The organism is Pseudomonas pudica (assembly GCF_015680405.1).
Classification (GTDB): domain Bacteria; phylum Pseudomonadota; class Gammaproteobacteria; order Pseudomonadales; family Pseudomonadaceae; genus Aquipseudomonas; species Aquipseudomonas pudica.
In genome coordinates this window covers 1-10,804 of record NZ_JADLJS010000081.1, presented here as the reverse complement: position 1 = coordinate 10,804, position 10,804 = coordinate 1, and the positions used below count along the sequence as shown (strand labels likewise).

The 10,804-nt window shown below is 62.7% G+C and carries 11 protein-coding genes; 4 read left to right on the top strand and 7 right to left on the bottom strand.

Features of this window, described 5'->3' with window-relative positions; all coding sequences use genetic code 11:
• The first annotated feature begins 180 nt into the window (after nucleotides 1-180).
• Nucleotides 181-1,182, top strand: coding sequence for a sulfate ABC transporter substrate-binding protein (locus IRZ77_RS26185; protein ID WP_046615020.1), 1,002 nt, complete (start codon nucleotides 181-183; stop codon nucleotides 1,180-1,182).
• A gap of 124 nt (nucleotides 1,183-1,306) precedes the next feature.
• Here the strand turns inward: IRZ77_RS26185 and IRZ77_RS26180 are convergent, their stop codons facing one another.
• Nucleotides 1,307-2,233 (bottom strand): class I SAM-dependent methyltransferase, encoded by a 927-nt coding sequence (locus tag IRZ77_RS26180; RefSeq protein ID WP_085601232.1) that lies wholly within the window; start codon nucleotides 2,231-2,233, stop codon nucleotides 1,307-1,309.
• A gap of 212 nt (nucleotides 2,234-2,445) precedes the next feature.
• Nucleotides 2,446-3,345: a DMT family transporter gene (locus IRZ77_RS26175; protein ID WP_085601231.1), complete on the bottom strand. Its 900-nt coding sequence runs from the start codon at nucleotides 3,343-3,345 to the stop codon at nucleotides 2,446-2,448.
• Between the two features lie 134 nt (nucleotides 3,346-3,479).
• On the opposite strand from IRZ77_RS26175, the gene IRZ77_RS26170 reads away from it, so the two are divergent.
• The 3 genes from IRZ77_RS26170 to IRZ77_RS26160 all read left to right on the top strand — a co-directional run bounded on the left by IRZ77_RS26170 (nucleotide 3,480) and on the right by IRZ77_RS26160 (nucleotide 6,754).
• Nucleotides 3,480-3,917 carry an Lrp/AsnC family transcriptional regulator gene (locus tag IRZ77_RS26170; protein WP_025340043.1) on the top strand — a complete coding sequence of 146 codons (438 nt, stop codon included), beginning with the start codon at nucleotides 3,480-3,482 and terminating at the stop codon, nucleotides 3,915-3,917.
• Nucleotides 3,918-4,476: 559 nt separating this feature from the next.
• Complete coding sequence (locus tag IRZ77_RS26165) at nucleotides 4,477-6,009, top strand: NCS1 family nucleobase:cation symporter-1 (RefSeq protein ID WP_108480568.1); 1,533 nt, start codon at nucleotides 4,477-4,479, stop codon at nucleotides 6,007-6,009.
• 16 nt (nucleotides 6,010-6,025) lie between these two features.
• Entirely contained in the window at nucleotides 6,026-6,754 is a 729-nt protein-coding gene (locus tag IRZ77_RS26160; RefSeq protein WP_046615016.1) for an aspartate/glutamate racemase family protein, read from the top strand.
• A 165-nt stretch (nucleotides 6,755-6,919) separates the two neighbouring features.
• On the opposite strand, the gene IRZ77_RS26155 is transcribed toward IRZ77_RS26160, so the two are convergent.
• From IRZ77_RS26155 to IRZ77_RS26135, 5 genes are all read right to left on the bottom strand, one after another.
• Nucleotides 6,920-7,582: a hypothetical protein gene (locus IRZ77_RS26155; protein WP_025340046.1), complete on the bottom strand. Its 663-nt coding sequence runs from the start codon at nucleotides 7,580-7,582 to the stop codon at nucleotides 6,920-6,922.
• Nucleotides 7,583-7,820: 238 nt separating this feature from the next.
• Nucleotides 7,821-8,159: an FKBP-type peptidyl-prolyl cis-trans isomerase gene (locus IRZ77_RS26150; RefSeq protein WP_046615015.1), complete on the bottom strand. Its 339-nt coding sequence runs from the start codon at nucleotides 8,157-8,159 to the stop codon at nucleotides 7,821-7,823.
• Between the two features lie 75 nt (nucleotides 8,160-8,234).
• Complete coding sequence (locus IRZ77_RS26145; RefSeq protein ID WP_085601229.1) at nucleotides 8,235-8,642, bottom strand: GFA family protein; 408 nt, start codon at nucleotides 8,640-8,642, stop codon at nucleotides 8,235-8,237.
• Nucleotides 8,643-8,816: 174 nt separating this feature from the next.
• Nucleotides 8,817-9,605, bottom strand: a complete 789-nt coding sequence (locus tag IRZ77_RS26140) for a PhzF family phenazine biosynthesis protein (protein ID WP_046615013.1) — start codon at nucleotides 9,603-9,605, stop codon at nucleotides 8,817-8,819.
• A 50-nt stretch (nucleotides 9,606-9,655) separates the two neighbouring features.
• A complete protein-coding gene (locus IRZ77_RS26135; RefSeq protein WP_046615012.1) occupies nucleotides 9,656-10,594 on the bottom strand; it encodes a 2-hydroxyacid dehydrogenase in 939 nt (312 codons plus the stop codon).
• Nucleotides 10,595-10,804: the final 210 nt, after the last annotated feature.

Genomic DNA, 10,804 nt, shown 5'->3' with positions numbered 1-10,804 from the left:
CCCACAGGTAATGCACAATGCCCAAGACCTGTGCAGTACCTGTGGGAGCTGGCTTGCCGGCGATAGGGCCAGTACAGTCAGCAGCATAACCAAAGTCGTTTTAGTTCTTTAGCCGTTACAAACCCACCCGCTATAGTCGCAGGCAAACTGCCAACACCTTCTCGATAACAAGGAAGCAACGTGAAAAAACTCTTCACCGCCTCGCTGCTCGCCGCAGGCCTTGCCTTGGGCAATTTCGCCCAGGCCGCCCCCACCCTGCTCAACGTTTCCTACGACGTGATGCGCGACTTCTACAAGGACTACAACCCGGCCTTCCAGAAGCACTGGGAAGCCGAGCACAACGAAAAGGTCAACGTGCAGATGTCCTTCGGCGGCTCGAGCAAGCAGGCGCGAGCGGTGATCGATGGCCTGCCGGCCGATGTCATCACCATGAACATGGCCACCGACATCAACGCCCTGGCCGACAATGGCAAGCTGGTGCCGGACAACTGGGTCAGCCGCCTGCCGAACAACAGCGCGCCGTTCACCTCGGCCACTGTGTTCATCGTGCGCAAGGGTAACCCCAAGGCGCTGAAAGACTGGCCCGACCTGCTCAAGGATGGCGTGCAGGTGATCGTGCCCAACCCCAAGACCTCGGGTAACGGCCGCTACACCTACCTGTCGGCCTGGGGCTATGTGCTCAAGCAAGGCGGTGATGAAAACAAGGCCAAGGACTTTGTCGGCAAGCTGTTCAAGCAGGCGCCGGTATTGGACACCGGTGGCCGTGCCGCCACCACCACCTTCATGACCAACCAGATCGGCGACGTGCTGGTAACTTTCGAGAACGAAGCCGAAATGATCGCCCGCGAGTTCGGCCGCGACCAGTTCGAAGTGGTCTACCCGAGCGTGTCGGCCGAAGCCGAGCCGCCGGTCAGCGTGGTCGACAAGGTAGTGGCGAAGAAAGGCACCCAGGCTGCGGCCGAGGAATACCTGAAGTACCTGTGGTCGCCTGCCGCCCAGGAAATTGCCGCACAGAACTACCTGCGCCCGCGTGATGCGACGGTACTGGCCAAGTACACCGACCGCTTCCCGAAAGTGGACTTCCTGTCTGTGGAGAAGACCTTCGGTGACTGGCGCACCGTGCAGAAGACCCACTTCAATGATGGTGGGGTGTTCGACCAGATCTACACCAACAATCAGTAATTGATGCAGGCAGGTCCGGCCCTGTCGACGGCAAGCCAGCTCCCACAGGTACTGCACAGGTCTTGAGTACTGTGGAGTCCCTGTGGGAGCTGGCTTGCCGGCGATAGGGCCGGTACAGGCGACATCAGACCTGGCGGAATACCAGGGCCTTCAAGCCCCCCGCCGGGTCCACGTCAGGAAACTCCGGTGGGTTCTCCAGCCGTTCGACGAAATTCAGCGACGGCGCATGCTCCGCCATCCCCTCGATCAGGAACTCCGGCCCGATGCCCGGGTCGTTCACGCACGCCAGCACCGTCCCGCCCTCGCTCAACAACTCCGGCAAGCGCCGCAGGATCTTCGCGTAATCCTGGGTCAGTACAAAACTGCCACGCTGGAAGGTGGGCGGGTCGATGATGATCAGGTCATAAGGCCCGTACTTGCGTACCTTGCCCCACGACTTGAACAGCTCGTGCCCCAGGTACGCCACCCGCGACGCATCGTGACCATTGAGGCGGTGGTTGTCACGGCCCCGGGACAACGCCGACTTGGCCATGTCCAGGTTCACCACCTGCTCGGCGCCACCGGCAATCGCCGCCACCGAGAAACCGCAGGTGTAAGCGAACAGGTTCAGCACACGCTTGCCCGCCGCCTGCTCGCGAACCCAACGCCGACCATAGCGCATGTCGAGGAACAGGCCATTGTTCTGCCGCACGCCCAGGTCCAGTAGGTAGGTCAGCCCATCCTCGACCACCTCGCGCTGCTGGCACGGTTCGCCCAGCAGCCACTGGCCCGGGCTGTCGGGCAGGTAGCGATGCTGGAGAAGGATGGCCTGGCCAGTCCACTGCGGGCGCTCGGCGAGATTACGCAGCATGGCCTTTAGTTCGGCCAGCTGGCCTTCCGCTGGCTCGCGGAACAGGGCGACCGACAGCACGCCCTGCAGCCAGTCGACGGTAACCTGCTCCAGGCCCGCCCAGCAGCGACCGCGGCCGTGGAACAGGCGGCGGGTTTCCTGCGGGGCAGGGTCGAGGGCGGCGAGCAGGTGTTGCTCCAGAGTCTGGATCGGCGAAGTCATCATGGGTCGCAAGCTGGCAAAAGCGGCATTCTACCCCCTGAGGGCGCTTCGCGCCCTATCGCCGGCAAGCCAGCTCCCACAGGTCCTGCGCAAGCTTCGAGTCCATTGCAGTACCTGTAGGCAAGCCAGGCCCCTATAGGTACTGCGCTTGGCTTGAGCCCGATGCGGTCGAGGTGGGAGGTGGCTTGCCGACGATAGGCCGCAGAGCGGCCTCAATGGCCCTTGACCGCTATCGTCCTGGGCCTGAACCACCACCCCTGCTGCATTCCCGCCGCCGCCAGCAGGATCAACGCCACCCCCAGCCACTGCAACGGTGCCAGCCGGTGCCCGAACGCCACCCAGTCCACTAGAATCGCCGCAATCGGGTAGATGAACGACAGAGCCCCGGTCAGCGCCGTGGGCAAGCGCTGGATGGCGCTGTACAGCAACACATACATCAACCCGGTGTGCACCATGCCCAAGGTCAGCAGGCTGGCCAGCGCCGGCATTTCACCCGGCAAGCCGCCAAGCTTGACCCACGGCGCCAGCAACAGCACACCCGTGGCCACCTGGATCAGCGCGATCAGGTGCGGTGGCGTGCCACTCAGGCGCTTGATGATCAACGCCGCGATGGCGTACAGGAAGGCCGCCCCCAGCGCCAGCGCGATGCCCAGCAAATAGTCCTCGCCGCCACCCTGCCCCGCGCCATGGGCACTGACGATGGCCAGCATGCCGAGGAACGCCACACTCAGCCAGGTGACCTTGGCCAGGGTAATCTTCTCGCCCAGGAACACCGCCGCCAGCCCCACCAGCATGAACGGCTGCACGTTATATACCGCCGTGCCGATGGCAATCGACGCCCGCGAATAGGAGGCGAACAGCAGCACCCAGTTGCCAACGATGGCAACACCGCTGGCAATCGCCAGCAGGAACGCCGTGCGGCTGATCACGCCCGGCCGCAGGAAACCGAACCCCGCGCAGATTGCCAGCAAGGTCACGGCACCGAACACGCAGCGCCAGAACACCACCTCGAGCACCGGCTGGCCGGACACCAGCACGAACCAGCCGATGGTCCCGGAAATCAGCATGGCAGCAATCATTTCCAGCGAGCCACGACGCAATGAACTGTCCATCTCATACCTCCTGTTGAAGATGGCAACAGTATGCAAAGGTTGCTGGCCGGCCTTCCAGCGGATAACGAAGGAAGATTGGAATGTTTGCCTTTACTATCAAGGCAAATCAATCGAACAACCTTATCGAGGTAACCATGACCGATGCCATCGACCAACTGCTGATCAACGCGCTCATGGAAGACTCGCGCCGCTCGCTCAAGGCCCTGGCGCAAATCAGCGGGCTTTCGGCGCCCAGCGTCAGCGAACGCCTGCGCCGCCTGGAGGAGCGCGGCGTGTTGCGCGGTTACACCGTAGAGGTCGACCCGCGTGCCTTTGGCTACCAGTTGCAGGCCATCGTGCGCATCCGCCCGCTCCCCGGGCAGTTGCAGGAGGTGGAACGGCAGATTGTCGCCATTGCGGAGTTCACCGAGTGCGACAAGGTAACTGGCGAGGACTGCTTCATTGCCCGGCTGCATGTGCGCTCGATGGAGCAGCTGGATACCCTGCTCGACCGCATCAATGTGCTGGCCGAGACCAACACCGCCATCATCAAGAAAAGCCCGGTGAAGCGGCGGTTGCCGCCGATGGATTGAGTTTTGCCTGTACGGTCCCCTTCGCGGGTAAACCCGCTCCCACAGGATCTCGACGGGCCGGGATGCTTAGGGGTACCTGTGGGAGCGGGTTCACTCGCGAAGAGGCCAGCACAGGAAAAAGCTGACTAAATTTTGTACACAGGAATGTCACCTTAAGTGCAGTTTTTGTGTGCACTTTCCCAGATCACGCCCCAATACGTTACACACTTCCCACAACTTATTCTGACCAAATGATCAACTAAATCATCTTCGAAAAATTTAAAACTGTTCATTTGGTCAACTTATATTCCCTTCATTTCATAAACTTATATTTCAGAATGATAGATTCAAAATGATGGCCAACTGAAAGTTGCTACTTGCTTGGCATGGAACTCGCTTTTGTGTGTTCGTGTTTTGTATACAAATCAAGCAAAACATAAATACACAAGAACCCGCGACGCCGCCCAAACATCGGCCGCCGCGCCCCAAACCCTGAGATGCCAACGCTGCACCGACGAGATTGGCGAGCCCGTGCGCATGCCCGCTCATCGCAGTCCACGTGCATCAGGAGCCCGCCGGAATGAGTACCAGCCTCGACCTTGCCCCTGAACTATCCGTCGCCAGCACCCACCCCGCGTCCCCTCTAGCCGGCAGCCAGCCGGAACTTGCCTTGAGCCCGCGCCTGCATAACCGCGACCTTGCCCCGACGCGCATAGAAGGCCGCCGCTGGGGCGGCTACAGCATCTTCGCGCTGTGGACCAACGATGTGCACAACATCGCCAACTACTCGTTCGCCATGGGCTTGTTCGCCCTTGGCCTGGGTGGCTGGCAGATCCTGCTGTCGCTGGCCATCGGCGCGGCGCTGGTGTACTTCTTCATGAACCTGTCCGGCTACATGGGGCAGAAGACCGGCGTGCCGTTCCCGGTCATTAGCCGCATCGCCTTCGGTATCCACGGCGCACAGATCCCGGCGCTCATCCGCGCGGTCATCGCCATCGCCTGGTTCGGCATCCAGACCTACCTGGCTTCGGTGGTGCTGCGCGTGCTGCTCACCGCCGTATGGCCACAAATGGCAGCCTACGACCATGACAGCATCCTGGGCCTGTCGAGCCTGGGCTGGGTATGCTTCGTGTCGATCTGGCTGGTACAGCTGGTGATCCTGGCCTACGGCATGGAGATGGTGCGCCGCTACGAGGCCTTTGCCGGCCCGGTGATCCTGCTGACCGTCGCCGCCCTGGCGGTGTTCATGTACTTCAAGGCCGACGCCCGCATCGCCTGGTCGGTGGCCGAACCGCTGACCGGCTACGAGATGTGGCGCAACATCTTTGCCGGCGGCGCGCTGTGGCTGGCGATCTACGGCACCCTGGTACTGAACTTCTGTGACTTCGCCCGCTCCTCGCCATGCCGCAAGACCATCCGCGTCGGCAACTTCTGGGGCCTGCCGGTAAACATCCTGGTGTTCGCCATGATCACCGTGGTGCTGTGCGGCGCGCAGTTCCAGATCAACGGCCAGATCATCGACAGCCCGACCCAGATCGTTGCCGCCATACCCAGCACAGCATTCCTGGTACTGGGCTGCCTGGCCTTCCTGATCGTCACCGTGGCGGTGAACATCATGGCCAACTTCGTCGCCCCGGCCTTCGTCCTCAGCAACCTGGCACCGCGTCACCTGAACTTCCGTCGCGCCGGGCTGATCAGCGCCACCCTGGCGGTGCTGATACTGCCTTGGAACCTGTACAACAGCCCGCTGGTGATCGTGTATTTCCTGTCCGGCCTGGGTGCCCTGCTCGGCCCGCTGTACGGGGTGATCATGTCCGACTACTGGTTGCTGCGCAAAGGCTGCATCAACGTGCCGCAGCTGTACAGCGAAGACCCGGCCGGCGCCTACCACTACACCAAGGGCATCAACCTGCGCGCGGTGGCCGCCTTCGTACCGGCTGCACTGCTGGCCATCGTCCTGGCCCTGGTACCCAACTTCCACGGCATCGCGCCGTTCTCCTGGCTGATCGGTGCCGGTATCGCCGCCGCCCTGTACCTGCTGATCGCACCACGCAAATGTCATTACCACGACGTCAGCGGTGAATGCATCGCCGTTGACCACAGCAGCCATTGACCAGGGAGGGCTACCCATGCGCATTCTGATCGCCAACGTCAACACCACCGAAGCCATCACCGAAGCCATTGCCGAACAGGCCCGTGCGGTGGCCGCGCCCGGCACCGAAATCATCGGCCTCACCCCATGGTTCGGTGCCGAGTCGGTAGAAGGCAACTTCGAAAGTTACCTGGCCGCCATTGCGGTGATGGATCGGGTGCTGGCCTACGAAGGCCCTTACGACGCCGTGATCCAGGCGGGTTACGGCGAACATGGCCGCGAAGGCCTGCAGGAACTGCTGAACGTGCCAGTGGTGGATATCACCGATGCCGCCGCCAGCACGGCGATGTACCTGGGCCATGCCTACTCGGTGGTGACCACCCTGGACCGCACCGTGCCCCTGATCGAGGACCGCCTGAAGCTCTCCGGCCTGTATGACCGCTGTGCATCGGTACGCGCCAGCGGGCTGGCGGTGCTGGAGCTGGAAGCCGACCCACAGCGCGCCGTGGAGGCGATTGTCGAGCAGGCGGAACGCGCCGTGCGTGACGACAAGGCCGAGGTGATCTGCCTGGGTTGCGGCGGCATGGCTGGTTTGGACGAGCAGATCCGCCAGCGCACCGGCGTGCCGGTTGTGGATGGCGTGAGCGCGGCGGTGACCATAGCCGAATCGCTGGTGCGCATGGGCTTGAGTACTTCCAAGGTACGTACCTATGCCACGCCACGGGCGAAGAAAGTGGTGGGTTGGCCGATGCGGTTCGGGCGTTAGGCATCTTTCGCCTGATCTGGCCTCTTCGCGGGTAAACCCGCTCCCACAGGGACCGCATTGCTCTCAGGGCCTGTGCAGAACTTGTGGGAGCGGGTTTACCCGCGAAGAGGCCGGGCCTGCCGAAGCATTATTATTCAGGCTTCCTGGCAGAGCAGTACCAGCGGATCAGGTCGGGCAGCTATGCGCACCATCATTCAGGCCCTGACGCACGTTGCGGCTGAGCAGGCTGGCCTTGCCGTCATGCCAAGTCAGGGTCAGGACGTACAGGGTGTCGAAGTCGTCGCCGCTCCAGTCCTCGGTGATCACCCGCTCTTCACCGAGGGCCTTGCCAGCCACGGCATTGATCAGGTCGGGGAGGTAGCCATGCGACCAGGCGGTGTACACGGTCGCGTTACGGTACTTGTCACGCAGCAACTCTTCGGCCAGCGCGTCGGTGTCGTTGGCGCCGTAATCGATGTTTACCGGCAGGCCCAGGCGAATGGCGCTGGGGCTGATGGTCATCAATGGGCGAATGTAGCTGTAGCTTTCGTCCTTGCTGCCTTCCTCGACATGCCGCGAGGGGTTGGCAGCGAACACGTAGTCGGCCTTGCCAAAGCGCTCGGGCAACACGGTAGCCAGGTCCAGCGCACGGTTGAGGCCCTGGCAGTTCAACTGCCCCAGCCCCTCGCCCGGCTTCTCGGCGTGACGCAGGAACACCAGGGTCTGTGTGCCATCCACCGGTTGCGCCCGGCTTTCGACAGCTTCCAGCGCCAGCGGTACGGCTATGGCTGTAAGCGTCAGGCTCAGCAACCAGTGACGACGGCGGCGGAAGAACGTTGGCAACTTCATCAAGACGGGCCCATGTGGCAGAAAGAATCGGGTAGACCCGCCACATCGCCCCGCCAACAGCACCGCGGGGCATCCTTGTAGTGAATGCCGTCCCTGGCAACGAGTGTGGGTGAGAGTGCCCTGAACCCGTTTGGTTCCTCCCTGGAGGTGATGCCGTTCCCTGGGCAAGGCTTAGATTAGAGGATGGGTGTTGCTGAAATGTGCAGGGCCCAAGAACATCGGGTTGCAATGAGGCCACTCAATCATCCCGCGTCAGCACTTCCAGCAATTCGATCTCGAAGGTCAAATCCGAATTCGGCGGGATCGCTCCCACGCTGCGTTCGCCATAGCCCAGGTGCGCCGGTACCAGCAGTTTGCGCTTGCCGCCAACGCGCATCCCCATCAGGCCTTGATCCCACCCCTTGATTACCCGACCAGTGCCAATCACGCACTGGAACGGCTTGCCGCGCGACCAGGACGAATCGAACTCGCTGCCGTCGGCCAGCCAGCCGGTGTACTGGGTGGTGATCAGGGCGCCTTTGACGGCGGCTTTGCCATCTCCCTGCACTAGGTCGATGATCTGCAGTTCTTGGCTCACGGGGCATACTCCAACACTGGAAACAAAGCCGCCCTTTTCGCAGGAATGCACCGGTTTGGCAAGTTCGCGTGCCCGTCAACCGAGCTGCTCGAAGGCTTCCTGGCCGGTCAGTTCCTTGGTCTGGTTGGCGAAGCAATACCAGGCGGGCTTCTCTTCGACGAAAATCTGCAGGTCGAAATCCCATTCCTGGTCGCCGTCGAGCAGGCCGACCGGCACGGCATGGAAGTCATTGGCTTTCAGGCGGTAGTACAGGTGCGTGCCGCACTGGCCGCAGAATCCACGCTGGGCCCAGTCGGAAGATTCAAAGACGCTGGGGGCGCGCCCTTCGATCACTGGTGGCTGGCTGCAATGCACCACCAGCAATGGGCCTCCGGTCCACTTGCGGCACATGCTGCAGTGGCAGGCGCTGATTTGGGTGTTGTCGACGGTGACCTTGAGGCGGGTGGCGCCGCACAGGCAGGTGCCGTGTTTTTCCAGGGCCATGACTGGCTCCTTGAGCGGAAGATGGGCCAGCAAGTATAGATGCCTGTACCGGCCTCATCGCCGGCAAGCCGGCTCCCACCACGACCGCGCCGCTCTCAGGCCAGTGCAGTACCTGTGGGAGCTGGCTTGCCGGCGATGGGGCCGGTACAGGCAGCACAAGGCAGTTGCCCAAGGTCAGATGTACACGGTACCGCGCAGGTACAACGCCGCCCGCCCGCTGATGATCACCCGGCCGTTACCCGGCACTTCGCACTGCAGCTGCCCTTTGCGCACCCCTCCCTGCTCGCAGCTCAGCACGTTCCTTCCCAGACGCTCGGCCCATATCGGAGCCAGCGAGGTGTGCGCCGAGCCCGTAACCGGGTCTTCGTTCACGCCGACCCGCGGGCCGAACCAGCGGGTGACGAAATCAAAGCCACGGCCTGCCGCGGTAACGGCGATGCCGCGCACATCGAAGGCCGATAGCGCAACGAAGTCCGGCTGCAGGGTGTCGAGCAGCAAGGCGTCATCGATCACCACCACGTAGTCGTCACTGCGGTACAGCGCCTGTGCCTGGCCAAGGCCCAGCGCCTGCAACAGGCCCGGCAGCATATCCACTGCGACCGGCTGCTTGGCCGGAAAGTCCATGGCCAGCAGCCCGTCGGCGTTGCGGCTGACGCGCAGCTCGCCACTGCGGGTGTTGAAACGCAGTACCTGCGCCTGCTCGCCCAGCTGTTCGAACAGCACATAGGCCGAGGCCAAGGTGGCATGGCCGCACAGGTCGACTTCCACGGTCGGGGTGAACCAGCGCAGGTCAAAGGTTTCGCCGTTGCGCACGAAGTAGGCGGTTTCCGACAGGTTGTTCTCTTCGGCGATGCGCTGCAGCACATCGTCCGGCAGCCAGCTTTGCAGCGGGATCACTGCCGCCGGGTTGCCCCCGAATGGTTCGGCGGAAAACGCATCGACCTGGAAGATTTCAAGTTGCATGCACACACTCCTTGTTGCCCGATCGCTGCCAGGCAGATGTATGAAAAGGGTTACTGGCGTACCGGGGTCAACACGGCTTCGCCGGCAAAGAACGCCTGCAGATTGCGCAGCACCAGGGTCACCGTGTCGCGCGCCGCCTCCGGCGACTGGCCGGCCACGTGGGGGGTGAGCACGGTGTTGCCAAGGGCCTTGAGGGCATCGGGTACAGCCGGCTCGTCGTCGAACACGTCCAGTGCCGCACCGGCAAGCTGGCCATGCTGCAACGCGGCCACCAGGGCCTGGGTGTCGACCACGCTGGCACGGGCGATATTCACCAGGTAGCCCTCGGCCCCCAGGGCCTCGAGCACCTGCGCGTCGACCAGATGGCGAGTATTGGCACCGCCGGGGGTTGCCACAACCAGGATGTCGACGGCATCGGCCAGGTGCTGCGGGCTGTCGTACCAGGTGTACGGCACATCCTGGCGCGGCGTGCGGCTATGGTAGCTGACGGGCATGGCGAAGCCCAGATGGGCGCGCCTGGCGATGGCCAGGCCCACCGCACCAAGGCCGAGAATGCCCAGGCGCTTGCCGCTCACCGAAGGGCTGATCACCCGGTTCCATTCACCCCGGCGGGTGCTGGCATCGGCGCGGGGTATGTCGCGCAACAGCGCCAGCAGCAGGGCGAGGGTGTGGTCGGCGACCGCCTCTGCATTAGCCCCGGCGCCGTTGGTGACGGTGATGCCGCGCGCAGCGGCGGCGGCCAGGTCCACCTGCTCATAGCCAGCACCGATCACACAGATGATCTGCAGGTTGGACAGCGTGTCGATTTCGCTGGCAGTCAGGCCCAGCGGGCCGCGGGTGAGCACGGCATCGATTTCATGGGCATGGCGCTGGATGGCCTCGGCCCGCAGTTGCGGCGAAGGGGCACGGATCAAACGGTAACCGGCCTGCTCCAGCATGGGCAGGTAATCATCGACGGTTTCCACCAGCACCAGGACTGTCTTGTGCATGCCACATCCGGGTCAGTTCGAAGCGACATTATGTGGAGTCACCGGCCAGTACAGTCAACCGAAATAAAGAGGTGAAACTGCACTGTTCTGCTTAGCTCTGCTCTTGCTCTTGCTCTTGCTCTTGATCTTGATCTTGATCTTGATCTTGATCTTGATCTTCGCGACTTCAGGAGGCCGAGCAGAGGTCTTGCGGAGGGAGGTGACGGGCAT

What these genes read in the sequence shown, in the direction of transcription:
- IRZ77_RS26180 (WP_085601232.1), bottom strand. Translation starts at nt 2,233, where the DNA reads ATGACTTCGCCGATCCAGACTCTGGAGCAACACCTGCTCGCCGCCCTC.
- IRZ77_RS26175 (WP_085601231.1), bottom strand. Translation starts at nt 3,345, where the DNA reads ATGGACAGTTCATTGCGTCGTGGCTCGCTGGAAATGATTGCTGCCATG.
- IRZ77_RS26170 (WP_025340043.1), top strand. Translation starts at nt 3,480, where the DNA reads ATGACCGATGCCATCGACCAACTGCTGATCAACGCGCTCATGGAAGAC.
- IRZ77_RS26165 (WP_108480568.1), top strand. Translation starts at nt 4,477, where the DNA reads ATGAGTACCAGCCTCGACCTTGCCCCTGAACTATCCGTCGCCAGCACC.
- IRZ77_RS26160 (WP_046615016.1), top strand. Translation starts at nt 6,026, where the DNA reads ATGCGCATTCTGATCGCCAACGTCAACACCACCGAAGCCATCACCGAA.
- IRZ77_RS26155 (WP_025340046.1), bottom strand. Translation starts at nt 7,582, where the DNA reads ATGAAGTTGCCAACGTTCTTCCGCCGCCGTCGTCACTGGTTGCTGAGC.
- IRZ77_RS26145 (WP_085601229.1), bottom strand. Translation starts at nt 8,642, where the DNA reads ATGGCCCTGGAAAAACACGGCACCTGCCTGTGCGGCGCCACCCGCCTC.
- IRZ77_RS26140 (WP_046615013.1), bottom strand. Translation starts at nt 9,605, where the DNA reads ATGCAACTTGAAATCTTCCAGGTCGATGCGTTTTCCGCCGAACCATTC.
- IRZ77_RS26135 (WP_046615012.1), bottom strand. Translation starts at nt 10,594, where the DNA reads ATGCACAAGACAGTCCTGGTGCTGGTGGAAACCGTCGATGATTACCTG.